The organism is Mycobacteroides chelonae (assembly GCF_016767715.1).
Lineage (GTDB): Bacteria > Actinomycetota > Actinomycetes > Mycobacteriales > Mycobacteriaceae > Mycobacterium > Mycobacterium gwanakae.
The window spans coordinates 2,035,803-2,061,366 of record NZ_CP050145.1 but is presented as its reverse complement, the minus strand read 5'-3'; the positions used below and the strand labels follow the sequence as shown (position 1 = coordinate 2,061,366).

The 25,564-nt window shown below is 64.8% G+C and carries 32 protein-coding genes; 12 read left to right on the top strand and 20 right to left on the bottom strand.

Features of this window, described 5'->3' with window-relative positions; translation table 11 throughout:
* Nucleotides 1–121: 121 nt before the first annotated feature.
* Complete coding sequence (locus tag HBA99_RS10270; protein ID WP_011560588.1) at nucleotides 122–715, top strand: TetR/AcrR family transcriptional regulator; 594 nt, start codon at nucleotides 122–124, stop codon at nucleotides 713–715.
* On the opposite strand, the gene HBA99_RS10265 is transcribed toward HBA99_RS10270, so the two are convergent.
* The 11 genes from HBA99_RS10265 to HBA99_RS10215 all read right to left on the bottom strand — a co-directional run bounded on the left by HBA99_RS10265 (nucleotide 712) and on the right by HBA99_RS10215 (nucleotide 9,847).
* Complete coding sequence (locus HBA99_RS10265; protein WP_011560589.1) at nucleotides 712–2,436, bottom strand: acyclic terpene utilization AtuA family protein; 1,725 nt, start codon at nucleotides 2,434–2,436, stop codon at nucleotides 712–714. The two genes, HBA99_RS10270 and HBA99_RS10265, sit on opposite strands and share 4 nt — an antisense overlap.
* Nucleotides 2,433–3,245 carry a TIGR03084 family metal-binding protein gene (locus HBA99_RS10260; protein WP_011560590.1) on the bottom strand — a complete coding sequence of 271 codons (813 nt, stop codon included), beginning with the start codon at nucleotides 3,243–3,245 and terminating at the stop codon, nucleotides 2,433–2,435. The genes HBA99_RS10265 and HBA99_RS10260 overlap by 4 nt, the downstream gene beginning before the upstream one ends.
* Before the next feature lies 1 nt (nucleotide 3,246).
* A complete protein-coding gene (locus tag HBA99_RS10255) occupies nucleotides 3,247–4,014 on the bottom strand; it encodes an enoyl-CoA hydratase/isomerase family protein (protein WP_011560591.1) in 768 nt (255 codons plus the stop codon).
* 43 nt (nucleotides 4,015–4,057) lie between these two features.
* Nucleotides 4,058–4,528 (bottom strand): hotdog family protein, encoded by a 471-nt coding sequence (locus HBA99_RS10250; RefSeq protein WP_011560592.1) that lies wholly within the window; start codon nucleotides 4,526–4,528, stop codon nucleotides 4,058–4,060.
* Nucleotides 4,525–5,016, bottom strand: a complete 492-nt coding sequence (locus HBA99_RS10245) for an FAS1-like dehydratase domain-containing protein (protein WP_017205330.1) — start codon at nucleotides 5,014–5,016, stop codon at nucleotides 4,525–4,527. Before HBA99_RS10245 ends, HBA99_RS10250 begins: the two co-directional genes overlap by 4 nt.
* Nucleotides 5,017–5,048: 32 nt before the next feature.
* Nucleotides 5,049–5,474: a dihydroxy-acid dehydratase gene (locus HBA99_RS10240; RefSeq protein WP_011560594.1), complete on the bottom strand. Its 426-nt coding sequence runs from the start codon at nucleotides 5,472–5,474 to the stop codon at nucleotides 5,049–5,051.
* Nucleotides 5,471–5,929, bottom strand: a complete 459-nt coding sequence (locus tag HBA99_RS10235) for an FAS1-like dehydratase domain-containing protein (protein WP_011560595.1) — start codon at nucleotides 5,927–5,929, stop codon at nucleotides 5,471–5,473. Before HBA99_RS10235 ends, HBA99_RS10240 begins: the two co-directional genes overlap by 4 nt.
* Nucleotides 5,922–6,965, bottom strand: coding sequence for an LLM class flavin-dependent oxidoreductase (locus HBA99_RS10230; RefSeq protein WP_014382413.1), 1,044 nt, complete (start codon nucleotides 6,963–6,965; stop codon nucleotides 5,922–5,924). Before HBA99_RS10230 ends, HBA99_RS10235 begins: the two co-directional genes overlap by 8 nt.
* Nucleotides 6,962–7,399, bottom strand: coding sequence for a Zn-ribbon domain-containing OB-fold protein (locus tag HBA99_RS10225; protein ID WP_011560597.1), 438 nt, complete (start codon nucleotides 7,397–7,399; stop codon nucleotides 6,962–6,964). The genes HBA99_RS10230 and HBA99_RS10225 overlap by 4 nt, the downstream gene beginning before the upstream one ends.
* Nucleotides 7,396–8,562 (bottom strand): thiolase family protein, encoded by a 1,167-nt coding sequence (locus HBA99_RS10220; RefSeq protein ID WP_011560598.1) that lies wholly within the window; start codon nucleotides 8,560–8,562, stop codon nucleotides 7,396–7,398. The genes HBA99_RS10225 and HBA99_RS10220 overlap by 4 nt, the downstream gene beginning before the upstream one ends.
* Before the next feature lie 280 nt (nucleotides 8,563–8,842).
* Nucleotides 8,843–9,847, bottom strand: a complete 1,005-nt coding sequence (locus HBA99_RS10215; protein WP_070951087.1) for a helix-turn-helix domain-containing protein — start codon at nucleotides 9,845–9,847, stop codon at nucleotides 8,843–8,845.
* 114 nt (nucleotides 9,848–9,961) lie between these two features.
* Between HBA99_RS10215 and HBA99_RS10210 the strand changes: the two genes are divergently transcribed.
* From HBA99_RS10210 to HBA99_RS10200, 3 genes are read left to right on the top strand one after another with little or no spacing between them, the layout of a single operon-like run.
* Nucleotides 9,962–10,282: a 2Fe-2S iron-sulfur cluster-binding protein gene (locus HBA99_RS10210; protein ID WP_011560600.1), complete on the top strand. Its 321-nt coding sequence runs from the start codon at nucleotides 9,962–9,964 to the stop codon at nucleotides 10,280–10,282.
* Nucleotides 10,283–10,312: 30 nt separating this feature from the next.
* Nucleotides 10,313–11,701, top strand: coding sequence for a cytochrome P450 (locus HBA99_RS10205; RefSeq protein ID WP_070951088.1), 1,389 nt, complete (start codon nucleotides 10,313–10,315; stop codon nucleotides 11,699–11,701).
* Nucleotides 11,698–12,897 carry an NAD(P)/FAD-dependent oxidoreductase gene (locus HBA99_RS10200; RefSeq protein WP_011560602.1) on the top strand — a complete coding sequence of 400 codons (1,200 nt, stop codon included), beginning with the start codon at nucleotides 11,698–11,700 and terminating at the stop codon, nucleotides 12,895–12,897. Before HBA99_RS10205 ends, HBA99_RS10200 begins: the two co-directional genes overlap by 4 nt.
* 16 nt (nucleotides 12,898–12,913) lie before the next feature.
* Here the strand turns inward: HBA99_RS10200 and HBA99_RS10195 are convergent, their stop codons facing one another.
* The 4 genes from HBA99_RS10195 to HBA99_RS10180 form a co-directional block, all read right to left on the bottom strand.
* Nucleotides 12,914–13,495: a TetR/AcrR family transcriptional regulator gene (locus tag HBA99_RS10195; RefSeq protein ID WP_005110548.1), complete on the bottom strand. Its 582-nt coding sequence runs from the start codon at nucleotides 13,493–13,495 to the stop codon at nucleotides 12,914–12,916.
* Nucleotides 13,496–13,585: 90 nt separating this feature from the next.
* Nucleotides 13,586–14,497, bottom strand: coding sequence for an alpha/beta fold hydrolase (locus HBA99_RS10190; RefSeq protein ID WP_011560604.1), 912 nt, complete (start codon nucleotides 14,495–14,497; stop codon nucleotides 13,586–13,588).
* Nucleotides 14,497–14,934 (bottom strand): PaaI family thioesterase, encoded by a 438-nt coding sequence (locus HBA99_RS10185; protein ID WP_011560605.1) that lies wholly within the window; start codon nucleotides 14,932–14,934, stop codon nucleotides 14,497–14,499. The genes HBA99_RS10190 and HBA99_RS10185 overlap by 1 nt, the downstream gene beginning before the upstream one ends.
* Before the next feature lie 45 nt (nucleotides 14,935–14,979).
* On the bottom strand, nucleotides 14,980–15,666 hold the full coding sequence (locus tag HBA99_RS10180) for a TetR/AcrR family transcriptional regulator (protein ID WP_011560606.1): 687 nt from the start codon (nucleotides 15,664–15,666) through the stop codon (nucleotides 14,980–14,982).
* Nucleotides 15,667–15,717: 51 nt separating this feature from the next.
* Between HBA99_RS10180 and HBA99_RS10175 the strand changes: the two genes are divergently transcribed.
* Genes HBA99_RS10175 through HBA99_RS10165 form a run of 3 tightly spaced genes read left to right on the top strand, consistent with a single transcriptional unit; the run spans nucleotide 15,718 to nucleotide 18,922 of the window.
* Complete coding sequence (locus tag HBA99_RS10175) at nucleotides 15,718–17,211, top strand: acetyl-CoA acetyltransferase (protein ID WP_024445489.1); 1,494 nt, start codon at nucleotides 15,718–15,720, stop codon at nucleotides 17,209–17,211.
* The gene (locus tag HBA99_RS10170; protein WP_017205332.1) at nucleotides 17,208–18,308 is read left to right on the top strand and encodes a zinc-dependent alcohol dehydrogenase; all 1,101 of its coding nucleotides are present in this window, start codon (nucleotides 17,208–17,210) and stop codon (nucleotides 18,306–18,308) included. The genes HBA99_RS10175 and HBA99_RS10170 overlap by 4 nt, the downstream gene beginning before the upstream one ends.
* Before the next feature lie 35 nt (nucleotides 18,309–18,343).
* Nucleotides 18,344–18,922: a carboxymuconolactone decarboxylase family protein gene (locus tag HBA99_RS10165; protein WP_014382408.1), complete on the top strand. Its 579-nt coding sequence runs from the start codon at nucleotides 18,344–18,346 to the stop codon at nucleotides 18,920–18,922.
* A gap of 124 nt (nucleotides 18,923–19,046) precedes the next feature.
* On the opposite strand, the gene HBA99_RS10160 is transcribed toward HBA99_RS10165, so the two are convergent.
* On the bottom strand, nucleotides 19,047–19,595 hold the full coding sequence (locus tag HBA99_RS10160) for a TetR/AcrR family transcriptional regulator (protein WP_070926509.1): 549 nt from the start codon (nucleotides 19,593–19,595) through the stop codon (nucleotides 19,047–19,049).
* 178 nt (nucleotides 19,596–19,773) lie between these two features.
* Between HBA99_RS10160 and HBA99_RS10155 the strand changes: the two genes are divergently transcribed.
* Both HBA99_RS10155 and HBA99_RS10150 read left to right on the top strand, forming a co-directional pair.
* Complete coding sequence (locus HBA99_RS10155) at nucleotides 19,774–20,337, top strand: carboxymuconolactone decarboxylase family protein (RefSeq protein WP_070951089.1); 564 nt, start codon at nucleotides 19,774–19,776, stop codon at nucleotides 20,335–20,337.
* Between the two features lies 1 nt (nucleotide 20,338).
* On the top strand, nucleotides 20,339–21,313 hold the full coding sequence (locus HBA99_RS10150) for an MBL fold metallo-hydrolase (protein WP_070951090.1): 975 nt from the start codon (nucleotides 20,339–20,341) through the stop codon (nucleotides 21,311–21,313).
* Between the two features lie 14 nt (nucleotides 21,314–21,327).
* Here the strand turns inward: HBA99_RS10150 and HBA99_RS10145 are convergent, their stop codons facing one another.
* The 4 genes from HBA99_RS10145 to HBA99_RS10130 form a co-directional block, all read right to left on the bottom strand.
* Nucleotides 21,328–21,930, bottom strand: coding sequence for a M15 family metallopeptidase (locus tag HBA99_RS10145; RefSeq protein ID WP_070952249.1), 603 nt, complete (start codon nucleotides 21,928–21,930; stop codon nucleotides 21,328–21,330).
* A 14-nt stretch (nucleotides 21,931–21,944) separates the two neighbouring features.
* A complete protein-coding gene (locus tag HBA99_RS10140) occupies nucleotides 21,945–22,406 on the bottom strand; it encodes a hypothetical protein (protein ID WP_070951091.1) in 462 nt (153 codons plus the stop codon).
* Between the two features lie 45 nt (nucleotides 22,407–22,451).
* Nucleotides 22,452–23,279: a DivIVA-like cell division protein Wag31 gene (gene wag31 / locus HBA99_RS10135; RefSeq protein ID WP_030095511.1), complete on the bottom strand. Its 828-nt coding sequence runs from the start codon at nucleotides 23,277–23,279 to the stop codon at nucleotides 22,452–22,454.
* A 229-nt stretch (nucleotides 23,280–23,508) separates the two neighbouring features.
* Nucleotides 23,509–23,802, bottom strand: coding sequence for a YggT family protein (locus tag HBA99_RS10130; protein WP_030095510.1), 294 nt, complete (start codon nucleotides 23,800–23,802; stop codon nucleotides 23,509–23,511).
* A 208-nt stretch (nucleotides 23,803–24,010) separates the two neighbouring features.
* On the opposite strand from HBA99_RS10130, the gene HBA99_RS10125 reads away from it, so the two are divergent.
* Genes HBA99_RS10125 through HBA99_RS10115 form a run of 3 tightly spaced genes read left to right on the top strand, consistent with a single transcriptional unit; the run spans nucleotide 24,011 to nucleotide 25,550 of the window.
* Nucleotides 24,011–24,475: an SRPBCC family protein gene (locus HBA99_RS10125; protein ID WP_070951092.1), complete on the top strand. Its 465-nt coding sequence runs from the start codon at nucleotides 24,011–24,013 to the stop codon at nucleotides 24,473–24,475.
* Nucleotides 24,472–24,807 (top strand): ArsR/SmtB family transcription factor, encoded by a 336-nt coding sequence (locus HBA99_RS10120; protein ID WP_070916197.1) that lies wholly within the window; start codon nucleotides 24,472–24,474, stop codon nucleotides 24,805–24,807. Before HBA99_RS10125 ends, HBA99_RS10120 begins: the two co-directional genes overlap by 4 nt.
* Entirely contained in the window at nucleotides 24,804–25,550 is a 747-nt protein-coding gene (locus tag HBA99_RS10115) for a DUF899 domain-containing protein (RefSeq protein WP_070951093.1), read from the top strand. The genes HBA99_RS10120 and HBA99_RS10115 overlap by 4 nt, the downstream gene beginning before the upstream one ends.
* Nucleotides 25,551–25,564: the final 14 nt, after the last annotated feature.

Below are 25,564 nucleotides of genomic sequence, written 5' to 3'. Positions count from 1 at the left end.
CCTCCCTTGATTTGGTGCGGCGGGTGCCGACGCAGGCAACCCCAGCGCCGGTAGGATCCCAGCCCGGCCCAGCGGATCGGACGGCGAACAACGTAACCACAAATCGACAGGAGGCCTGAAAGTGGCCGGTTTGCGCCGCAAACTGCTCCTCGAGGCCGCCGCCGACCTGTTCGCGCGGCAAGGCTTTCACGCCGTGGGCATCGACGACATCGGTGCCGCAGCAGGGGTGAGCGGGCCGGCCGTCTACCGGCACTTTCAGAACAAGGACGCGATCCTGCGCGAGTTATGCGACGCCGCCATGACTGAGCTGCTGGCCGGCGCCCGGCGCGCCACCAACGCCGGCACACCGACGGAGGTCCTGCACGCCCTTGTCGACCTACACGCGGCCTTCGGCGCGCGACGACGCGGCCTGTTGGCCGTCTACGCCCGCGAGCACCGCTCGCTGTCGCCGCTGGCGACCCGTGCCCTGCGACGCCGACAGCACAGGTACGAGTCCTTCTGGGTCGACGCGCTCGTACGAGCACGGGGCGATCTGGACCGTGAGCGCGCACAGGGCCTGGTCGCCGCCGTGCTGTCATTGCTCAACGCGTCCGCGTACATGCCGGCGTCGCTGGACGACGCGACGATTGAGGCGATGCTGGCCGCCGCGGCCGTTGCGGCGCTGTTCAGCCGCGCGGTTACACAGCAGGTAGACGGCGCCCCGCACCGGATTTAGTGTGTGTCGAGCAGCGATTCGGGAACGTCCACCACTCGGGATCGCACGTACTCCCCGAGCCCCTTGGCCTGCGCGTCCGGCCGGGTCGAGGAGGCCACCCCGTCACCGAGCAAGCCGTGCACCACCACGTTGAGCGCGCGCAGGTTCGGCAGTTCGAAGCGCTCGATGCGCAGGTGCGCCGTCTCCGGCCCGAGCAGTGTGCGCAGCCGCTCGACGCTCAGGTACTCGCGCGCCCACGCGTAACCGGGGTCGTCGCGTGCCCACAGTCCGAGGTTGGCGTTGCCGCCCTTATCTCCGGACCGCGCACCGAGTACCGACCCGAGCGGCGCGAGCCGCGTCGGCCCGGATGGCGCCGGCAGCTTCGCGGGCGGGGCGATCCCAGCCGGCGGGACCGCACCGGTCGGCGGGTCAGGGATCACGTGCCGATTGCCGTCGGCGTCGACGAGCACGTGCGTGAGGGCCGAGCGCGGAACGTAGGCCGGCCGGTAGACGCCGAACGCGGTCTCCGAGGACGGTGGCGTGGTGGTGTGGAAGCCGGCGAAACCAGCCAGGGCGATCTCCATGACCCCGCCGGAGAAGGCTCGGCCCACCTTTCGCGGGTCGGCGTCCTTCACCGTCACACGCAGGTGCGCGCAGGCTTGCTCGTTCGTCGGCGCATCGGAGACGTCGAAACGCAACAGTCGCACGTCGACTTCGTCGAAGGCGTCGCGTCCGCCGAGAACGTCGAAGAGCTGCTGTTCGGCGAAGGCCGCCTTGGCCTCGATGTCGAGGCCGGTGAGCACCATGGTCATCGTGTTGCGGAAGCCGCCCACCTCGTTCAGCGCCACCTTCAACGTGTCCGGCGGCGGACTGCCTTTCGTACCGCTGATCGCGACACGGTGCTCACCCTGTTGAGCCAGGCGAATGGTGTCGAAGTGGGCGACGACGTCGGGGCCGAGGTAGGCAGGTTCAGCGATCTCGTAGAGCAGCTGGGCGGTGACCGTGCCGACTGAGACCAGTCCCCCGGTGCCGGGATGCTTCGTGATCACCGAAGAGCCGTCCTCGGCGACCTCGGCGATCGGAAACCCCGGGTAGCGGCGGTCGGTGATCTCGTCGAGGAACGCGTAGTTGCCGCCCGTCGCCTGAGGGCCGCACTCGATCACGTGCCCGGCGACGACCGCACCCGCGAGCCGATCCCAGTCGGCGCGTGCCCAGGCGTGCCACCAGGCCGCGGGACCGACCACGAGGGATGCGTCGGTGACCCGGCCGGTCACGACGACGTCGGCGCCCGAATGCAGCGCCTCGGTGATGCCCCAGGCGCCGAGGTAGGCGTTGGCCGACACCGGTTTGATGTCGCCGACGGGCGGCGTGATTGCGTGGAGGTCGCCACGTAGGTCGTCGCCCTCGACGTGCGCGACGCGCGCGGTGAGGCCGAGACGTGCGGACAGCTCGCGCAACGCGGCGGCCAAGCCGGCGGGATTCAGCCCGCCCGCGTTCGCGACGACCTTGATGCCACGATCGAGACAGGTGCCCAGCACCTGTTCCATTTGGGTGAGGAAAGTCCGCGCGTACCCGCCGGACGGGTCTTTGGCCTGGGCCTTGGCCAGGATGAGCATGGTCAGCTCGGCCAGATAGTCACCGCACAGGACGTCGATCGGTCCGCCCTCGACCATCTCGCGGGCTGCGGCGATGCGGTCGCCGTAAAAGCCGGAGCAGTTGCCGATGCGGACCGGGACGCTCACCGCTGACCCCCTGCGAACTGGCCCGCCACGCGCCCGCCGCCAGGGGGCCCCGCGAAGGCCTGGGCGATCGCGAGCCACTGGTCGGCCAGCGGTCCGTCGGCGACCAAAGCGGTGTCGTCGCGGTGGCGGCGTTGGGTCACCAACAGGCAAAAGTCCAGCGCCGGCCCGCTCACGCGGTTGGCGGCGTCGGCTGGCCCCCACGTCCAGACGCTGCCGTCCGGAGCGGTCAGCTCGACGCGTACCGGGTCCGCGGGGAGGTCCAGACCGTTGGCCAGGTAGCTGAAAGCGCGCGCACCCACCCCGATGTGGGCCACGTGCCGCAGCCGTGCCGTGGCCTCGCGGGTCGCGCCGAGCGCGTCGACGATGTCCTGGCCGTGCGCCCAGGTCTCCATGAGTCGCGCTGTCAGCGACGAGACCGCGCTCATCGTCGGCCCGAACCACGGCAGGCGGGTCGCCGGGGCAATGTCCGCGAACGCCGCAACGAGGGCTGCACGCGACGTGTCGAACCACGCGAGCAGGTCGGCAGCCGGCATTTGACGGTAGCGCTCAGCGATGACGTCGGGTGAGATGCTTCCGTCGGCCATCATCGGCAGGTAGTCGCTGCTGAAACCGTCGGGGTCGGTGGCCGAGCGCACCGCCACGTCGTCGAAGAACGCCAGATGGCTGATCTGGTCGCGGATCGCCCAGCCCACGGCCGGAGTCGGCGCGTCCCAGCCGCGCGGACCTTCGGGCAGCGGTGCGATGAGTTCGCGCAACGCGGCCGTTTCGGCTTCGATGTCGGCGATTACCGACTGCATGGTCACCGCCATGTCAGCGTCCCTTCCACTGTGGTGCGCGCTTCTCGCGGAACGCCGTCGGGCCTTCCTGCGCGTCGTCGCTCAGATAGACCGGCTCCCATATCTCGTCGGCCAGGTCGTAGGCGGCGGCGAGGTGGTGCTGTGCCGAGAGGTACACGGTGCGCTTGGACGCAAGCACCGATAGCGGTGCGTTCGCGGCGATGCTGAGCGCCAACTGCCGGGTACGCTCGCGCAACTGATCGGCCGGCACCACCTCATTGACTAAGCCGACCTGGTGGGCGCGCTCGGCGGTGATCGGGTCGCCGGTCAGCAGGATCTGCATGGCAACGCGTGGGGGCACCAGCCACGATAGCGGTGCCGCCCACGGCGACCCGCGGCCGACTTTGACCTCGCTGACGGCGAAGGTCGCGTGTTCGGCAGCCACGACCAGGTCGCACTGCTGCGCGAGCAGGAAGCCCCCGGCGAACGCGACACCGTTGACGGCCGCGATCGTCGGCTTCGCGACATCGATGTTGCGGCCGAACTGCGGAGCGAAGTCCTTCGGGGGCACCTTGAGCGCGTTCTGCGCCATCTCCTTCAAGTCCCCGCCGGCGCAGAACGCCTTATCGCCCACGCCGGTGAGGACGAGCACCTTCGCCGCGTCGTCGTCATTGAAGCGGCGTACCGCGTCGAAAAGCCCCGTGCGCACAGCGTTGTTCAGCGCGTTGCGCGCCTCGGGCCGGTTGATCGTCAGCCAGGCCACGCTGTCGACGACCTCGTAGCGAACCGGTTGCTCGGCCACCGAGCCTCCGTCCCTCACCGTCGCCTCGCATGTGAGTGGCAGCTCACCCCGGCACCTCGACAAACGGGTCGGCCAGCTCAACGGTGGCTTCACTCGGCACGCACGGACCATCTTCGCTCGAGACGAGCAACTCGAGGTCGACGAGGCGCCGTCCGCCATCGTCGCGTTTGGCCACGACCTTGCCGCTCAGGGTTGCGGTCTGGCCCGGATAGATCGACCGGATCATTGAGATTCTGCGGCGCCGGATGAGCGCGTCGGGTCCGGCCCATTCGTTGAGGCCGCGGTCGATGAAGCCATGGAAGAAGAGGGTTGACAGGTAGATCGTGCGCTGGCCCTGGCTGCGCGCGTAGTCGGGGTCGTGGTGACCGGGGAACCAGTCCCATGTCGAAGCCGCGTTCATGCAGATGCGCTTGTAGCTGATCTCGATCGAGACGGGCGTCAGGGTGTCGCCGACGGCGATGTCCTCGAACCGCACGGGGACGCGGACCATGCTGCGCTCGGTGGAGTCGTTCATGATGCGCCTTCACTATCGGCGGTGTCGTATCGGAAGAGCACGTTGGTGTTGCGGCCGATGACCTCACCGTGCTGGTCGGAGAAGGTGCTCACCGTGGTGATGAACACACCGGTGCCCACCCGCGTCGTCTTGGGCTCGGAGATCGAGGCGATCTCCTCCACGATCGACACGTGATCGCCTACCCGGGGCCGGCGTTCGAACTCCGTCGTCGTCGAGGCGTTGATGATGTGGTGGCCCGGCAACGGGACGCTGAGCGCGAACATCATGTCGGCACGCGCTAGGTACCCGGGCACCCACTGCGGCGCGAAGCCGAGGCTCATCAGCAGCCCGGGCGGGCAGTCCTCACCCTCCCAGTAACGGGGGTTCGCGTCCTCGACGAGCGAGCAGTAGTACAACACCATCGAGCGGTCGATCGGGAACCACGCATGCCGCGGTTCGGAGCGATGACCGACCCACGCCCGGCCTTCGTCGAAGGTCCCGAACGTCATCCCGAGGCCGGTGACGTCGCTCGTTGGCGCGCTCACCGGGTCACCTGCACGACGGCGCTCCCCTTTATCGCGGGTTCGCCGGTCTGGCGCGTGACCACGAGTTCGAGGTCTGCCACCTGCTGCCCTCCGGCCTCGCGCACGCCGGTGACCCTGCCGCCGAAGCTGAGCAGGTCACCGGGCCATACCTGACCGGTGAACCGGATGCGGAACGAGCGGATGTTGGCCAGCCCCACCCAGGCGGTCAGCCGCTGCGCGAGCACACCGCCGTGCAGCAGTCCCATGCCGAACACACCGGGCATGCCGGCCGCGCGGGCGAACTCTTCGTCGTGGTGGATCGGGTTGAAGTCGCCGCCGGAGCCGGCGTAGCGAACGATGTGCGAGCGCGTCAGCGGGCCGAACTGTGAGGTCGGCATCTCGTCGCCGATGGCCAACGCCACCGGCGCGGGGGATGTCGTCATTGGGTGGAGCCTCCGGTTTCGATCAAGACGTCGGTCTGGCGCACGACGAGTTCGTCGCGCTGGTTGGTGAAGTCGGTCTCGATCGTCACGATTGTCATGATGCCGCCGCGCTTCCCCTCGCGGCTGGTCACGTTCGACACCCGACGAGTCTCGGTGAGCTCGTCGCCGACGAACACCGGCGCGAAATACTCCCAGCCGCACTCACCGTGCAGTACGCGTCGCAGGTCGAGCCCGAGGGCGCCGAACATGTCGTCGTCGGCGCGCCAGTGAGCCGAGGAGACGACGAAGGTCGGAGGAGCGGGGATCGCGCCGAAGCCGGCGGCGCGGGCGGCCGCGACGTCCTGGTAGATCGGGTCGCGGTCGCCGAGCGAAAGTGCGAACTCGCGCACTTTGGACCGGTCGACGGGAAACGTGGTCCTCCCGAGTTGCGTCCCGATGAGCGATGCGTCAGCCACTCTGGTCACCTTTCCCGCCGGCGAAGGCCGGCGCACAATCGCGAATGAGGCTGCCGAGGTTCTCGGCGATGCGCTCGGGCGCGAGACCAATCGAGGGTGAGTAGAGAACGATGTGGTCCAGCACGCCCTCGTAGCGGCGCAGCCCTTCTCGGACCTCGGCGGCGGTGCCGGCCACCGCCATCGCGTCGATCATGTCGTCGGTGACCGCGGCGAACATGGCCGGCAGGTCACGCCGTGCGAACGCGTCGCGGATGGCCGCTGCCTGCCTGGCGAAACCGCTGACGTCGAGCACGTGCTCGTAGGTCTTCACCGAGGAGTAGAACGCGATCTGCTGCGCGGCCTCACGACGTGCGATCTGTGGGTCGTCGTGCACCGCGCAGATGACCATCGAGACGATCTCAATGTCGGCGGGATCGCGTCCGGCCCGCTCCGCACCGCGCACGACGGCTGGGCGGGCGACCTCCTCGACGTAAGTCGTGGTGAACAGCGGATGACCAGCCAACCCGTCGGCTACGCGCCCTGCCACCTCGCACATCCGCGGACGCACGCCCGCGGTGATGATCGGGATCGCTCGCTTCGGCGGCGCGACGTCGCCGGTTGGGACGAGATTCATCCGGTAGAAGCGCCCCTCATGGCGCACGGGGCCCTCGTGCAGGTTCCAGATCCGACGCACGAGCGGGACCAGCTCCTCCATGCGCAGAGCGGGAGCGGAGGTGTCCTCCACGCCGTGCCAGTCGCTCATCATGCGGCGTGTACCGTTGCCGAGCCCGAGTACGACGCGCCCGCCTGAAAGCTCGTCGAGGTCACGCGCCTCGGTGGCGAGCACGAGCGGGCTGCGCCCGACGCCATACAGGATCGACGACCCGATGCGGCAGCGCTTTGTGCGCGCGGCCATCGCGGCCATCGAGATCGAGCCGGAGCGCGAGTAGAACTCCGAGGCCCAGGCGGCGTCGAAGCCGGCGAGGTCGGTAGCCTCGGCGGTCTCGACAAGGGTGGCCAAGTCCGCGCCGAGCACCGAGACCCCGTACGTGGTCACGACGCCGCCAGCCTGAATCGGACCAGCCCAAGGTCCTCGTTCACCCGCTCGAACACTGCGCGCACTCTCGCCCCGATCGCAACTTCATCTGGGGCCACGCCCTCGAGACTGGCCAACAACTGCGGCCCCTCGTCCAGACGAACGAGCACGACGACGTACGGCTCGCTGCGCGGGAACGAGTCCCACGGGGGGCGGTACACCGGCGCGAAACTGACGATCTCACCAGTACCCGCCGCGGTCTCCCAGGCCAACTCACCGTCATGGCAGACGGGACACACCAGCCGCGGGTAGAGGAAAGGGTGGTCGTTCGCGCACCGCTGGAAGACGAGTACACCGCGGGCCGCTGCTGCGAAGTAGGGACGGTTGACATCGGTCAGCGGCGGCAGCGCCTCAGGATCGTGCAGACCGTCGAGAGAACTCGAAGCTGCGGTCATGACGCTCCCTCCATCACCATGCTGACGTGACTGCACAGCATCGAGCCGTAGCTGTGCACGAACGCGGTATCCGCCCCGGGCACCTGACGGCCCTCGGCGCGACCGGACAACTGCCAGTAACCCTCAAGGATCTGCGAAATGCCAGAGGAGGTCCCGGTGTGCCCGAACCGGATTAGGCCGCCGTCGGTGTTCACCGGAAGGTCGCCCCCCGGATCGGCGCAGCCGTCACGGTAGAAATCGCCTGCCCCACCGGGCTTCACGAAACCCGCCTCCTCAAGGATCATCGCCGGGTTGGAGGCGAAGGCGTCGTAGAGCAAAGCGATGTCGACGTCGGCCGGCGCCCGTCCGGAGCGCTCAAAGGCCATCGGACCCGAACGGGCGGCCCCGGTACGACCCGGCCGGGCCAGCGAGGTCAGAAAACCGTGGGTGTGACCCTCTCCAAAGCCCAGCAAATGCACCGGCCGGTGCTTGCCCGCGCGAGCCCGGCGGGCCGAGCCCAGCACCAGCGCGCCACCGCCCTCGCAGGGAATCGAGCAGTGGTAGAAGTGGAACGGCCCGGCGATCGGCCGGGACGCCAGCACGTCCTCCACAGTCAGGCGTTGAGCGCCGTGCGCGATAGCCGCGGGGTTCAGTGCGGCCCAACGGTCCTGCGACACGGTGACCTCGGCGATGTCCGCCTTGCCCTGTCCCGTCTCGTGCATCCAGGCCTGCGCGATCAAACCGTAGAGCGCCGGCACGGACGGTCCATAGGGCATCTCGAACGCGTGGTCACACACCAGCGCCATCAGTTCGCGCCCGCCATCGCGGATCGGTGGAAACTTGCCCGCCGACACGACCAGCACCGTCTCGGCCTCGCCCCGGGCGATGACGTTACTCGCCATGCGCGTCATGGCGAGATGGGTCCCGCCGCCAAGCTGACAGGTCATCTGAAGTTTCAGATTGTGCAGCCCGAGATAGTCCATGAGGTCCTCGGACAGGAAGATCGAACCCTCGTTCGTCATCGGCCCGGCGCACACCAGACCGTCGACCTCGTCTGGGACCACCCCTGCGTCGGCGAGAGCCGCGACCGCGGCGCGCACATGCAATTCAGTGGAGGTGTACGGAACGTTTCTCCCTGGAGCGAGTTCGGCGGCACCGATGATGGCCGGCTGGTCGTGTGGCATCCGGACTCCTCTCGACCACGCGTCCAACGCCGGTCCCGACGTGAACGACGGTTAGCATAGCGTGCCTAGAGGTCCGCGTCACCCCCGCCCGCACCCGCCGCTAGCGCGGTATGGATTCTCTGGAATGTCCTTGCGCCTCTTCCCAAGAGGGTGCTGCGATGACCGAAACCCGCGCCGATCGTGTCGTTTCTCGACGATGTCCAGGTGACAGATGAGGCCGATCGTGAAGCCCGCTGGTTCCGATGGTCGCCCGGCACACGCCGGGGCGGATCTATAGCCCTCAGTCGCGCGTTTTTCTGAAGTGGCGCGGTGAACGACCGGTCCACCGTTTGAAGGCATGTGTGAAGTTCGTGAGCTCCGCGTACCCGAGTTCTGCCGCGATCTCGCTTACAGACAACGATCTGTCGAGAAGTCGCAGAATTGCTCGCTCCCGCAAGAACGACTGACGCAATTCGCGAAAGGTGGTCCCCTCTTCGCGGAGGCGCCGCTTCAACGTGCTCGGGGATATCGAAAGCTCGCCCGCCGTCCGGCTGATGTTCGTTTTTCCGGGATCTTTTTCGAGCAGGTCCCTTACTTTTTCGGAGACCGACGTGTCACGTCGTTGATCGAGAGTTCGCTGCAAATCGGTGACGGCAATCCGGTACGCCACAGGATCGGAGAATCGACAGTCCTCCTCGAGCGAAGCCGCGGGAACGTGGACGAACGAGCTGGGGGCGTCGAAGAAGATCCGACCCGCCAACACTTCGTCATGAAGAACCCACGACTCCGGCGCTGAATGACTTAAATGCAGTTCAATATTCGGTACGGCACCCGCGAGCATGTCGAGCAGACGCAACAGCGCCAGCCCACCGTAGGTGACGGCCAGGCAGTTCAGGCCCGCGTCACCGGTGCGACCGGTGAGCCCGATCGTGAGGCCGCGTTCCGTCGAATGGAACGTCGGGCTGAGGGCTGTGGTGATCACCGGCAGATAAGCAAGCAACTCGACAACCTCGGCTACCGAGCCCGCGCTGACCAAGGGAACACTGAGTGCCCCAAAGGACGTCAGTTTGGCGTGTTCAGCGAACGCGAAACCCAGACGGGTTCCCTGATCACAATCGAAATCGGAATATATCTCCCTGAACCACCGTAAGGGGACCTGCGCGTCGCGACCCACCAACATCGACTCGGTAACGTGCTCGCGAACCATGATGCTGCGGAGCGCAATGCTGGCGTCATGCCCCAGCGCCTCACTGTCCAGCATCTGCAGGAAAGCCAGCGCTGGCATACCCGAGTCGTCGAGTTTCACGTGCCTCCCTGCGCGTGAGCTAAAAACACAACTTTTTGACTCCTGCGAGCCTAGCGACGCTGGTCACGCGCGACAACGCTAAATAGAGGAGTTCCAAATTGAGGAGAGTTAATCATGGCAGTCGTCACCTTCGTCTCTCACGACGGCGAGAAGTACGAAGCCCCCTTGGCCGAAGGGCAGTCCTTGATGCAGGTTGCGGTCAACAACGCGGTGCCCGGCATCGACGGCGATTGTGGAGGGGAAGCCGCATGCGGAACGTGCCACGTGATCGTCGCTCCCGAGTGGTCGGACACGGTGGGACTCTGCGGCGCCAACGAAGAGGAGATGCTCGCGATGAACCCCGAGCGTCAGCGGACGTCGAGGCTGTCTTGCCAGATGTCCGCCTCCGAGGCATGGGATGGCTTGACGGTCGAGCTACCTGAGTTCCAGCTCTGAAACAACGTCATGGATTTGGAGGAAACAATAATGAGTATTCCCGCGGCAGTGGCCGCCAAAGCCCAGTCTGCCGTGCCTCTGGAGCTGCAAATCCGCGGCGCACACCTCTACGACAAGACACGCCGGTGGGTAACCGGAACCAATGGTAAGAAGATCTTCACCGAGACGCCCATTCCTCCGGTCGAGGACGTTGATATCGCCGACATCGATCTCAGCAACCCGTTCCTCTACCGCCAAGGCCGCTGGAAGTCCTACTTCGAACGCGTGCGCAACGAGGCGCCGGTGCACTACCAGGCTCACAGTGCGTTCGGCCCGTTCTGGTCGGTGACCCGCCACGCGGACATCATCGCCGTCGACAAGAACCACGAGGCTTTCTCCGCAGAGCCGTTCATCATCATCGGGAGACCGCCCCGCTTCATGGACATCGCCATGTTCATCGCGATGGATCCGCCACAACACGACTTGCAGCGCGCTTCCGTCCAAGGGGTTGTCGCGCCGAAGAACCTGCGCGAGATGGAGGGGCTGATCCGCTCGCGTGTCCAGGAAGTGCTGGACGATCTACCGGTGGATCAGCCGTTCAATTGGGTGCACCACGTCTCCATCGAACTGACAGCGCGCATGCTCGCGACCCTGCTGGACTTCCCGTACGAGCAGCGGCACAAGCTCGTGGAATGGTCGGACCTCGCCACCTCCATGGAGCAAGCCAATGGTGGTCCTTCCGACAACGACAGAGTGTTTCGTGGCATGGTCGACATGGCGAAGGGTCTCAGCGCTCTCTGGCATGACAAGGCGGCCCGTACCGCCAACGGGGAGCGACCGGGCTTCGATCTGATCACGATGCTGCAGGCCAACGAGGACACTAAGGATCTCATCGACCGCCCGATGGAATTCCTCGGCAATTTGGTACTGCTGATCGTCGGGGGAAACGACACGACTCGCAACTCGATGAGCGGAGGGGTTCTCGCCTTGAACCAGTTCCCCGATCAGTTCGAGAAGTTGAAGGCGAACCCTGACCTGATTCCCAACATGGTATCCGAGATCATTCGCTGGCAGACCCCGTTGGCGTACATGCGCCGAGTCGCGAAAAAAGACATCATGTTGAACGGGCAATTCATCCGCAAGGGCGACAAGGTCGTGATGTGGTACGCCTCTGGTAACCGCGATGAGCGTGTCTTCGAGCGGGCCGATGAGTTGATCATCGATAGGAGCAACGCCCGCAATCACATCTCGTTCGGGTTCGGCGTGCACAGGTGCATGGGAAACCGACTTGCTGAGTTGCAGCTTCGAATCCTGTGGGAGGAATTGCTCCCTCGCTTTGAGAACATCGAGGTGGTCGGCGAACCCGAGTATGTGCAATCGAATATCGTCAGGGGTATCAGCAAGCTGATGGTTCGCCTCACTCCCAGGCCAAGTGCGTGACTCCCGAACGAGCGGTGATCGTCGGCGCGAGCCACGCCGGCGCGCAGTTGGCAGCTAATCTTCGAAGGGAGGGGTGGTCTGGGGAGGTCGTGCTCATCGGCGACGAGGGGGGACTGCCCTACCACCGGCCTCCGTTGTCGAAGGGATACCTGGCCGGCAAGAACGGCCTCGACGACCTCCTGATTCGCGGCGCTGATTTCTACGAAAAGCAGCACATTCGACTCTTGAATGCGACCGTGGAGGCGATCCACCGGAGTGCCAAGCGTGTGTCTCTGAGCACCGGCGACACGCTGACGTACACCAAGCTCGCGTTGTGCACCGGCGCAAGGGCCAGACGACTCCCCACACCAGGGGTGGATCTTCCCGGAATTCACTACCTGCGTACCGCTGCAGACGTCGAGTTGATCCGTGCCGCCGCTACACCGGGTCGGAGGGTTGTGATCGTGGGCGGCGGTTACATCGGGTTGGAAACGGCGGCCTCGCTGTGTTCGCTCGGCATGAACGTCACCGTCCTCGAGGCAACCGAGCGTGTACTCGAACGGGTCACCGCGCCGGAGGTTTCCGCGTTTTACACCCGAATCCACAACGGCGAGGGAGTGGAGATCCGAACACACGCTCTCGTCGAAGCCTTCTCCGGCAACGGCAGAGTGCAGGAGGTCGTGCTGGCAGGCGGCGAACCGATCCCCGCCGACTTGGTCATCGTCGGCGTCGGTGTGGTGCCGAACACCGAGCTCGCCTCGGCCGCAGGATTATCCGTCGACAACGGCATCGTGATCGACGACCAGGCCCGCACCAGCGACCCCGACATCGTGGCCGCCGGCGACTGCACCAGCCACACCATGGCTCGATACGGCTCGCGTATTCGTTTGGAATCCGTATCGAGCGCCGGCGAGCAGGCCAAGATCGCTGCGGCGACAATCTGCGGAAAACACAGCGCAATCGCTGCGCTTCCGTGGTTCTGGTCCGACCAGTACGATCTCAAACTCCAGATCGCCGGTCTCAACACCGGATACGACGAAGTGGTCTTCAGCGGCGACCCGTCGCGTGACCGTGACTTCAGCTGCTTCTACTTCCGCGATCGTGAACTCATCGCCGCCGACTGCGTCAACCGTCCTCGCGATTTCATGTTCAGTAAGCGGGCCATCAGCCAGCAGCTCCGAGTTGACCGCTCAGAGCTCCTCGCCGGCTCGATCTGACACGAGAGCTTGCTAGTTACAAACTGTGGACAACTCCCAGGTACCTGAGTGCTACGCGGGAGATCCGCTCACCGGTGGTGGCGATGTCCGCGGCTGGGAGTACAACATGACTCACTGTCAGTCGCACCAGAACATCTGCGACCTCCTCAACGTCTTCGGGATCGAGATCGTCGAAGTGGTCGTTAAACCACGTGATCAGAGCCGCGGAGCAGAGCTGAAGCAGGGAAGCCGACGTCGGCAGAAGAGGTAGGACTCCAGTAGACGACGAGCCACCGCGATCATTCCCCGAAGGGTTGGACGTCAGAACTGCCTTGAGGAGCGGGCTGTCTTCTGCTTCACAGAGGGTGAATTGCACCGCTGCGGTGATGCCGCCCCGCACGTCGCCCACGTGTTCGGCAAGGACGGCAAGAATGCCTTCCATAAAGCGCTGGCCCTCCGACACCACAAGCGCGTCGCCGAGCCCCTGTTTGTCGCCGAACTCTTTGTACAACGTCGGGCGGGAGACGCCGACCGATTCGGCAACCTCGCTCATCCGGACCTGATCCCAGCCCTTCTCGATGGCGAGTTCTCGTGTCGCCCTCAAAACCTTTTCGCGCACATGCCGGCGGAAAGACACCCGCGCTGGTTCAGTTGGCATAGGAGCAGGATAGGCGCCAGCCCTACATGGGCAGTCAACCGACAGCAGGGTTCATGTGGTCCTGTCGAGGAATTCGACGACCGCCGTCGAGAATGCGTCGTTGTTGTCGCCGGCAATCATGTGTCCCGCGCCCGATACGTCAACGGTTTGCGCGTGCGGAACGACGGTCAGGAAATGCTTTACTGTCTCTTCGGAGACCATGTCAGATAGTAGGCCCCGGACCAGCAGCGTTGGCGCGGACACCTGCCTCGCACCATCAAGAAGGAACGCGCTCATCATGTCGAAGTCTTTAGCGCCTTCGTCTGGATCACCCTGCAGGAACTGGAAATTCGACGTCACGAAAGCTGGATCCCATCGCCAGGCCCAGCGACCGTCTTCGCGACGGGCGAGGACTTTTCGGAGGCCGTCGAGGTTTTCGGGGCGAGGGCGGTGCGGGTTGTAGGCGGCGATCACGTCAGCGGCCGACTCTAGGCTGTCGAAACCTTCGGGGTGTGCCGACATGAACGCTACGACTCGTCGGGCGCCTTCCATCTCCATTCGCGGAGTGACGTCAACCAGGACGACGGCCTGCCATAGGTCCGGCGGGGCGAGCAAGTGTGTTCCGAGAATGGTCAAGCCGCCCAGAGAGGCGCCGATCGCGGCGACGGGGCGGCCGGAATCGGCGTATGAGCGCACGGCCAATAGGTCGGATCCAAGCCGGTCCCCGTCGTAGCGTCCGTCGGGGTCCCAGTCGCTGTCCCCGTGTCCCCTGGTGTCGTACGCGGCCACCGTGTAGCCCCGCTGGTGCAGGCGTTGGGCGGTGACGTCCCAGGCGTGTCGGCTTTGACCTCCGCCGTGAAGGAGCAACACGACCGCCCGCGGCGCATCACAGCGGTAGAGGTCGACCGCCAGCGTCAGCCCGTCCGCCGTGGGCACGCGCTCGACCACAGGAGCCGACGAATCGCCTGTTCTCTTTGCCGACATCAGGAGCTCGTCTTCGGTGCGACGACGGTGACGGTTCCCTGGGCCGCACACACCGCTCTGCCGTCGTTGCAGATGTCGATACGCGCCACACCGCTGGTTCTGCCCAGCGAGATGATCTCGGCTGTGGCTACACAGGTGCCGCTAGAGACCGGACGAAGCAGATTCAGTTTGAACTCCGTTGTCGCGACCCAAGATCCCAGTGGAATCACGGGATAAAACACCACTCCGAGGCAGTGGTCGACCATGGCCGATAAGCAGCCCCCATGCAGGTTCCCGAAAGGCGTCTTCAGGTCGTCGCGTGCGTCCATCTCCGCGACGAGCCGTCCCGCAGTGAATTCGGTGTGACGGAAGCCGAGGTAACCGGCCAACCCGCCCGTGGTTTCTGCTGCGCTCTTTAGTTGCTCAGCGACCTGTTCGTTGAACGTGGTGAATTGCACAGGCCCTCCTACCTCATCTGCCGTCGAGACATTACGCCATAGATGTCACATCGGTCGAGCGTGGTCACCCGCCAGGATCGCCGGAAGGAGAAACCTCGACAGAAACGCCCGGAGTCCGTCACGACTGCGCTCCCGCGGCCCTCGAACAGTCAGCAGGCTCAATATCGTGCGGACAACCCACTCGGCGGCGTCGTCGACGGAGACGCCCGGTTCCACGCAACTCCAGTGTCTGGTGAAGATGGGACGCAGAAATTCGGTGACGATTTCGAAGAGGGACGTCGAGGTCCCCGCCGCGAGACCCACGCCGGCGAGTTCCTCGTCGCTGCCGAACAACAATCCGATGATCTCTTCGCGGCGCGCGGCCTCAACCGTGTATTCCACGAAATCGACGAGCGCGGAGCCCAGGTCGGCGTGCGCCGCGATCCGCGGGCTGATGCGGTCGAGATAGCGCTCGGCGGCGCGAATGATGACACCCGACATCACCGCCTCCCGACTGGGGAAGTAGCGATACACCGTTGCCCTGGACACACCCGCTGTTCTGCCGATGTCCTCCATGGTCGTGCCCACCACACCGCAACTCTCGAGGCACCGCTCGGCAGCATCGAGCAACCGGTCGCGAGCGGACCCACGATCTGTCGGCGCGGCGGCGCCCCATCTCAACAACCTCGTCGACACACAGCCAGTATGCCGCGAGCGCACACCATTGTGACTTGCCCACGCACATGACACCATCGCAGTTATGTCTCAAGTCAGCCCCGTGGCCCTGAGCGGATGCCGATGCCGATGTTGGTAGAAGCGCGTACCCCGGTTGTCGTCGGCGTGGGCGAAGTTACCCATCGCGGGAACGACTTCGTGGACCCGATCGACTTGGCGGTAGAAGCCGCACGCCGCGCGGTCAAAGACGCAAGTCGCCCGGTCGAGCGGCGCATCGACACCGTCGCGACTCCGGGCATCCTGGTCATACCGCGCGACAATCCCGCCAGCAGGATCGCCGAAGCGATGCACATCAGTCCCGCCCGCCGCATCAGCTGTCCCGTCGGCGGAAACACCCCGCAGTATCTCGTCGAAGTGTTGGGTGGCGAAATAGGCGAAGGCCGTGCAGATGTCGTCCTGGTCGTCGGGGCGGAGAGCGGGCATTCCGCACGCAAGCTTCAGGGCGGGGCACTTCTCGACTCGCCGCCCCCACCCCGCTCCGACGACGAATCCCTGGGCGACGCCCGCCCCGGGCTGAGTCAAGCCGAATTGTCGGTGGGTCTGAGTTGGCCGCACGAGGTGTATCCCATCTTCGAGTCCGCGATCGCCGCGCGCCACGGCCGCGACTTCGATGCTCAACGGGAGTGGCTGGGCACGCTGATGGCCCCGTTCACAGCCGAGGCGGCACGCCATCCGGAACAGGCCTGGTTCCCACGCGCACGAAGTGCCACCGAACTCAGCGAAGTCACCGCGGAAAACCGCATGGTCTGCTTGCCCTATCCCAAGCTGCTCAACAGCATCATGTCCGTCGACATGGCTGCCGCCTTCATTCTCATGGCGGCCGAGGTGGCGGACGAATTAGGCGTCGCGCGCGATCGTTGGGTCTTTCCCTGGTCAGCAGCGACTTGCAACGACGTGTACTTCCCCGTGGAACGGCCGGACCTCAGCCGCTCATCGGGTATCGAGGTAGCGGCACGGAAGGCTCTCGATGCGGGCCGGTTGACCACCGACGACATCCGGTGGTTCGACCTCTACTCCTGCTTCCCGTCGGCAATTGAGATGGCTGCCGAGGCTCTCGACTTGGACCCCCTCGACGACAGAGGCCTCACAGTAACCGGAGGCCTGCCTTATCACGGCGGTCCCGGAAACAATTACGTCAGCCACTCGATCGTGGAGATGGTCCGACGGTGCCGACGCGACCCAACCGATGCCGGACTCGTCACCGGCCTCGGGTGGTATTCGACGAAGCATTCGGTCGGTGTGTGGTCGGCCACCCCGCCACCAGCCGGGTGGCGACTGCTCGACACGGCGGTCGAACAAGCTCAAATCGATTCATCGCGGCTGGCCGTCGCAGGCGCCGACGAGGCGACCGGTTGCGCGACAGTCGACGGATACACCGTCGTCTACGACCGAGACGGCCAACCTCGATGGACTCCGATCATCGCGCACCTGTCCGACGGGCAAAGAGTCGTCGCACGCAGCGACGATCCGCAGATCGCCGAGGCGATGGGCGCGGAAATGTACGTAGGTAAAACGGTGTGCCTCCGAAACACAGGGTCGTTCACCGGGTTCGAGCTTCCATGATCGCCGAGGCGATGGTGCTGACCGGACCGCGGAGTCTGCAGCGGCGCCAGATGACCATCCCCGACGTCGGCGACCGGGGTGCGATCCTGCGAGTTGAAGCATGCGGTCTGTGCGGAACAGATCACGAACAATTCACCGGACACCTGCCTGCCGGCTTCTCATTCGTTCCAGGGCACGAAATCGTCGGCATCGTCGAACATGTTGGCGCTGCGGCTGGCCAACGCTGGGGTGTACAAGCCGGCCAGCGCGTGGCCGTTGAGGTGTTCCGGTCCTGCCGAGACTGCCCCGAGTGCCGCCGCGGCGAATACCGGCGGTGCGCGGTGAACGGCATCGCCACCATGTTCGGGTTTGTCGACGTGGAGGTCGGCGCGGGCTTATGGGGCGGATACGCCACCCATGTGGAGCTTCCGTGGGACGCGATGCTGCTCCCGATTGCCGAAGACATGGACCCCGTTCTCGCCACGTTGTTCAACCCTCTCGGGGCCGGTATCCAGTGGGGGGCGACTCTTCCCGACACCAAGGCCGGGGACGTCGTAGCGATCCTGGGGCCCGGCATCCGCGGAATCTGTGCGGCGGTGGCGGCCAAAGAGGCGGGAGCCGCGTTCGTCGCGATGACCGGCGTAGGCCCACGCGACGAACAACGACTGGCCATAGCCAGATCATTCGGTGTCGACCTGCCCATCGATGTATCGCAGGACGATGCAGTGACCGCGCTCCAGCGTGAGACAGGCGGACGGCTTGCCGACGTGGTCGTCGACGTCACCGCTAAAGCACCCTCCGCGTTCGCCGATGCCGTCGGCCTTGCCAGGCCCGGCGGCACAATTGTGGTGGCCGGCACCCGTGGAGGAGGCGGCACGCCCCGGTTTGAACCAGACTTGTTGGTCTATAAAGAATTACACGTCGTAGGCGCACTCGGCGTGGAGTATCCCGCCCACCGGGCAGCCCTCGAGATTCTCGCCCTGGGCCGCTGGCCGTTCGACCGGATCACCAGAGAATCAACCGGATTCGCTGGGCTCGCGCAGCTGCTCACTTCGCTTGCAGATGAAAGTGCCCGATCAAGTGGGGCGCTGCACAACGTCTTTTTGCCCACGCCCTAACGGCGTGGGCAGAGGTTCAACAGAGAGGGCCACCCGTGACCATGGCGGAACGCGTACCGATGCTCGACCGTGAGCAGGCCCAGCTGCGAGCTGCCGAATGTGGGTTGCCCGAAGAGTTGGCAGACCTGTCGGTATTCCGCGTGGCACTTCATCAGCCGCGTGTGGCGGTTGCGCTGTATGGGCTGCTAGACGCGTTACTCTTCCGCGGTTCCCTTGACGCGCGGCTACGCGAGCTGGTCATCATGCGCATCGGCTGGATTACTGGCTCCGAATACGAATGGACTCAACATTGGCGAATCGCCACACTGCTCGGCGTGCCTGAGCATGATCTCCTGGCGGTGCGCGACTGGCAGAATTCCGAAAGCCTCGGGCCAGTCGAGCGTGCGGTCCTCGCAGCGACCGATGATGTGGTACGCGACGGGGTCATCTCCGAGGAAAACTGGGCTGGGTGCCAGAAGGCATTCAATAGCGATCACGCCGTTTTGGTCGAACTTGTCGGAGCAATCGCCAATTGGCGGCTCTTTTCGATCCTGCTTCGATCTCTGAATATTCCGCTTGAGTCCGGTACCGACGGCTGGCCGCCCGATGGGCGAGCTCCTCAGGGTTGCGATTGAGCGAAAAACGTGGACCGGTGCTTGACCGAAGCGGTCAGCGCCCCAATCGCCAGACCACGACCCGTGTCGTAGACGGACAAGTCCCCCCTCGGACACACACGACTGAAACGAGCGAAGCTGCTTTCTAGCCGCGACGCGACGTGAGATTGATCAACGGCAGATAAACGGTATCGAACAGCTCCGCGAGCTTGTCGTCGTCAAACTGCTTGCGGGCGAAAAACAACTCGTGACGCATGAGCGCGAGAATGCTTGTCGCAACAGGCAATGGGATGTCTTCCGCGCCGATCTCACCGCGCTCGCGGGCCTCCGCCAATGCCTGCAGCACTGTTTGGTCGACCCATCCGGCGATTGCCGTGGTCATTTCTTCGGCCAGCTCGTCGTCGGCCTCCGCCAATAGGCAGCGATAGTTCCCAATCCCGATGCGCTGCAGCTCCCGGAGCAAGGCCCCCAACAGTGCCAATACGTCTTCACGCAGGGAGCTGGCCGACGCGAGCCGGGTAGGTGGGTATCGCAGCGTCGGCAGCGCGTCGGCGACCATGTGCGCGCGTGATCGGTAACGGCGGTACAGCACCGGCTTGCTGGTCTTGGCACGACGGGCCACCCCCTCAAAAGTGACCCCGGAGTATCCGTGCTCCTTCAGCTCCGCGTACGTCGCGTCGCGGATTGCCGACATCAGCGCTTCGTCGCGCCGCCGTGTGCCGCCATCGGCCGGCGACGCTTCTGCGCTTTCCTTCACGCCTCCAGTAGACACGTTGCGTATCTTACGCGTGATACGATCGATCCATACAAGATACGATCCGTTTCTTAGTGCAGGGCTCTTGCCGCCAGGACTGCCCGAGGAAAGGAAATCCATGAGCGTCGTTCTACCGACGGTGGCCGATTTGAGCCCCGCGCAACGGGAAGCATTCGAGCTGTTCCCCGCCAATCTGACCCGGGGACTGGTGATGACGAAAAACAGTGCCAAGCCCTATCTCACGCTGGGCCTCTCCTTCAGGGACGGCGGATTGTCCCCCGAGACCAGAGAATTGGTCATCTTGCGGGTCGGTGCGGTCACGCGCGCGCAGTACGAGATACACCACCATACTCCCGAGGCACAGCGAGTCGGAGTGCCGACCGGGGTGATCGACGCTGTTGTGTCCGGAGCAGACTCGTTCGGCGATGAGCGCCTCGCTGCGCTCATCGGTTTCGTCGACGAAATCCTTGCCGGGATCGCGGGCCCACCCGCAAATACCGAAGCCGTCCAGAAGTTCTACTCTGACAACGAAATCGCCGAAATCGTTTTGCTCACCGGGCATTACGTGATGACAGCACTCTTCCTCAAGACGCTGGGCATCACCGCCGACGGCGAGGATGCGACGCAGGACATCCTCACGACCGCCACGAACACATTGCGTTCAGAAGAAGGGCAGAACTGATATGACACAGGACTGTGCGTTCCACAAGGGACTCGTCCAACTCGGCGGAGGCGCACACGTTTTCCTTTCCGGCGACGAGGGTTTCGGGCTCGCCAACGCGGGTCTGGTGGTAAGCGATGGCGAATCACTGGTCGTGGACACCCTTTACGATGTGCGGCACGCGCAGGAGATGCGTGATGCGTTCGGGCAGCACACCGCCAGCGCCCCGGTGCGATATGTATTCAACACGCACACCGACGGCGACCACTTCTTCGGTAATCAGGTATTCGCCAACGATGTTGAGATCATCGCCACCGAAGCCGCCAGTGCGCTCATGGTGCAAGAGCACGCCGATCTGACCGCCGAGCTCCTGGGCGGCAGCGCCGACCCGTCATCAGATATGCACGTGTTGGCCCCACTGGCCAGGCCCTTCCGCTTCGATGAGGTACGCGTCCGTCCCGCGGACACCACGTTCTCGGGCGAGAGGGCGCTTCGGGTGGGCAAGCTAGACGTCGAGTTGCACGAGCTCGGTCCGGCCCACACCGTCGGAGACGCGATCGCCTTCCTCCCCGAACACAAGGTGCTTTTCTCCGGCGACTTGCTGACCCACGGCATCGTGAAAGTCGTCTGGTCGGGTTCGATCCCCAACTGGATCGCCGCGCTGGAGCGTATCCGCGCCTTTGGCGCCAAAACCGTTGTGCCCGGTCATGGTCCAGTGCTGGTCGGGTGCGAGATCGACGCGGCCATCGATCGCGGCATCGCGTTCTGGTCGGATTTACACGAGCAAGCGAACCGTCTCTACGACCAGGGCACCCCCGTCGAGGACGCGACAGCCCGCATGGACGTCACGAAACATCCTGAAGCGGCGGTCACCCTGCCGATAATCGTCGCGGCCATCTACCACGAACGCGACCCCGAAATCCCTTTCCAAAGCCTCACCCAGGCACTGGAATCCATCTCAGGACAGCTCACCAAGGCCGCAGCCGGTCCGAAGTAGAAGCGAGTCTGGGGTCAGCCTGCCGCGTTGGTACGCAGCGGCGGGCATTGCCCTTCGGCATCCGCGGTGAGCTCGTAGTGCCACTTCTCGTTGGCGAAGACCTGGCACAGGCCGAATTGCGTGCTGTGCGCCAGCATCCACCCGTAGGCCGACGCGGGGCCGATATCGACGGCCTTGCCCTGCACATGATGCGATTCGTCGGGAGTGGCCACCCACTGCCGTGCCACCGCCAGGCTTCCGTATGTCTGTACCGCGTCATCGAGTAACTGCTGCTGGAAAGCCCGCGACCGCCAGCCCGACGTGATCACAAGTGTCACACCGTCGACCGCCGCGCTGGTGGCGGCATCTTGGACAGCGCGCAGCAGCGGAGGGTCCAGCCTGATGACCGCTAGCGACGTGGTGTCGAATGGGCTTACCGGAGCGGACAATGCTCCCCCGTCCGGCTCTTCGCCGAGCGTGCCGGACGAAGGAGGCTGCGGGACGGTCGTCTGGGCCGTCACTAGGACAATGCTGGCCACCGCATCCGAGTGGCCACCCGCAGCGGGCTCGGCGGCGTGGCATGCCGACAGGGTGAGGGTCGCGGCGATGGCCGCGCCCACGGCAGCGCTACGCGACATCTGGCAAAGTCCGGTCACGAGCGCTGTGGCTCGTCCTCATCATCGTCGTCGACGTCGAATTGCTCGTAAGTCTCTTCGGCCGAGGGATGGTGGTGCGCCGCGGTGGCGACCTCCTTGAGGCTCACCGCGGCAGCGGCAGAGGAAGACGTCTCCGACACCCGTGGGATCACAGATGTCTCGCTTGGATCAGCTTCCGCCACATCGGCTTTCGCGTCACTCTCGGCAGAGTCGGCGGCAGGTTCCCCGGAATCTGCGCCTTCGGGCTCGTTCTCGCCTGCCTCGGCCTCCTGGTCGGACTCCTCGTCGGATTCCAGTGCACCGGCATGCCGGTCCCGGATCGCGTCGACGATCATGAGCACCACGCCGACGGCGGCCGCGGCGATACAGACAAAGGCAAGAACCTCATTACTGGTGACTACCGCGGTCACCAGGGCCGCCAGACCGACTGCGGCCAATACCAGTGCGACGATCAGCATCGCGAATCACTCCTCATACGTGCCGCGAGCATAGACCGATCTAGATCAGTAGTTGTTCCCACGGTTGAACTGGCCGAAACCGGCTTCCTTGGATGCGTTTTCATTCGAGGCGCCCGCATCGACGGGTGCTGCCGAACCGCGCTGGCCAAGCTCCTCGAGCTGAGACTCCAGGTAGGTCTTGAGCCGGGTGCGGTACTCGCGCTCGAATGTACGCAACTGCTCCAGACGACCTTCCAGCACCGTGCGCTGCTGATTGATGGTGCCCATGATCTCCGAGTGCTTGCGCTCGGCATCGGATTGCAGGGCATCGGCCTTCTCCTGCGCCTGGCGCAGCTGGGTCTCGGAACGGGTCTGGGCATCCGAGAGTAGCGCCTCGGCCTTGGACCGTGCCTCGGTGACCGTCTTATCGGCGGTGGCGCGGGCCTCGCTGACAATCTGGTCCGCATTTGCGCGAGCATCGGCGAGCAGCTTTTCCGACTCGGACTTGGCGTTCCCGGTCAGACGGTCCGCGGTGTCCTGCGCCAGACCCAAGATCTTGGCCGCGCGGACATGGTGCTCCTCTGTCGACGCCGCGACGGGAGCGGCGGCCACAACCGGCGCCGGCGTGGGCTCGGGCTTAGCGGGCTCCGGCTTCTTCTCGGGCTTGGGCGCCTCGTAGACGGGGGCGGCGCCGCCACCCTTGCGGGCCTCGACCAGCTCCTGGTCCAGCTCCTGAACCCGCTGACGCAGATCCGAGTTCTCCTCGATCAGGCGGGCCAGCTCGTTCTCCACCAGGTCGAGGAAGGCGTCAACCTCGTCCTCGTTGTATCCGCGCTTACCGATGGGTGGCTTACTGAACGCGACGTTATGTACATCAGCTGGTGTAAGCGGCATTGCCTGCCCCTATCAAGTCTCGACGTCTGGAATCGTATTGCAGTGTAAAGCGAACGTGGCGTCTCACTGTAACTGGCGTCCATCCTGTCACATCAGACCCGCCGGTCGCAGCAGAGCTTGTTAAGTATCCCTCTGACGTGCATAAAAATACTCTGAGGCTTTGGATATGACGCGCATTCGTATCCAGATCGATGTGAGTTGAATACCGAAATTCAGCGTCGCTGGAGGCTTAGCCAGCGGCCATCAGGAACGCCACCCGCATGCCAAAGAATCCGACCAAAAGCAACAAAGTAATGGACAAATCGAATCGCACCGCGCCAAGGGAGAGGGGTGGAATGAGGCGGCGCAATAACCGCACCGGAGGGTCGGTGACCGTGAAGATGAGCTCCAGAATCACCACCGTGGCGCCTCGCGGGTGCCAGTCGCGGCTAATGGACTGAATGGTCTCGATCACTATGCGGGCGAACAGCAGCAAACAGAAAAGCAGAAGCGCATAGCCAATGATCTCAAAAAACAGTGCCAAGGGATCCCTCACCAACCAAGCGTGAAAACCACGCGCGGGCTTCTCGTAACAACAGTCGCAGCCTACCGGCAGGCCCCACCGGACCGCCTGTCACACAACGAAACCCCTGGGCGATGCCACAGGCGCCACCACTAGCAACCAATGGTTGCATATTATTGAGCCGGCCCCTATGCTGAAACGCAACCGATAGTTGCGAGTAGGGAGAGACATGTCATACGAACGCATCGAGCGCGAGCTGTACGTCGACGCCCCACCGGAGGTCGTCTTCTCCGTCATCAGCCGCCCGGAACATATGAAGCAATGGTGGCCGGACGACGCCGAGTTCGCCCCGGCTCCGGGCGCCCGGGGCCAGATCTCCTTTCACGGCGAGGAAGCCGGTGAGGTCCATGTCTACGGCCTGACGCTCGTCGACGTGGAGCCGCCGAGGCTGTTCTCATTCCGTTGGTGTTATCCAGAAGGGCACTTGGCGAACGACGGGAATTCGCTACTGGTGACATTTGAGCTCACGCCCTCGGGCGCGGGCACGCGGGTGCACATGACCGAAGTCGGCTTCCGGGACCAGGGACGCACCGAGGCCGAGGTCGTCGAACAGTACGAGTCGCATGAGGAAGGCTGGGCGCAGCACCTGCCCCGGCTGGCTCCCTGTGTGGGCGAGCTGGCAGGGCGGTCATGACCGCAGTAATCGACGACGACCTGTGGGCGGCGGTCGGCGATCCGACCCGGCGGCGGGTCTTCGACCTCATCCTCAACGACGGCGTGGCGACGGCCACGACATTGAGTGAGCGCCTGCCGGTCACCCGCCAGGCCGTGACCAAACATCTCGCGGTCCTCGACAAGGCGGGCCTGGTCCGTGCCACTTCCCAGGGGCGGGAGAAGCAGTATCGCGCCAACGGCGAGCAGGTCGCCCGCATCGCCGAGCAGCTCAGCGCCGTGGGAGCGGCTTGGGATCGCCGACTGGCACGAATAAAGCACCTCGCCGAGACCATAGAGAAGGCAACATCATGAAGACACCCCCGATCGTGTCGGCACCGGAATGGGACACCGCATACCAGCAGATGCTCGTCGAAGAGAAGGCATTCACCCGGGCGCGTGACGCATTGGCCGCCAAGCGACGGCGCATGCCCTGGACCGAGGTGAACGCCTCCTATCGGTTCGAGGGTCCGGAGGGGCCGATGAACCTCCTCGAGTTGTTCCAGGGACGCCGCCAGCTCATCGTGTACCGCGCCTTTATCGATCCCGGTACCGGAGACTGGCCCGTGCACGGCTGTACCGGCTGCTCGTTGATGGCCGACCACATAGGCAACCTGGCGCACCTGAACGCACGCGACACCACACTGGTCTACGTCTCGCGTGGGTCCCAGGCCGACCTGGAGCGGATCAAGAACCGCATGGGATGGAAAATCCCTTGGTACACAATAGTTCCCGAAAGCACCTTCGATCGGGACCTGGGCGTGCACGACTGGCACGGACACAACGCGTTCATCCGCGACGGCGACCGTGTGTATCGCACCTACTTCATCAACAACCGAGGCGACGAGGCGTTCAACAACACCTGGACCTTCCTCGACATGACGGCACTGGGCCGCCAGGAGACATGGGAAGACTCCCCGCCGGGCTACCCCCAATCCCCCGCGTACGAGTGGTGGGACTGGCATGACGAGTACGGATCACATGAACCGTCGCGATGGTTCGGCGACCCGGACCCCGACGACCCGCATGATCCGCGGCCTGTGAAACCCTGCCACTAAAGCGAATTCGGGCG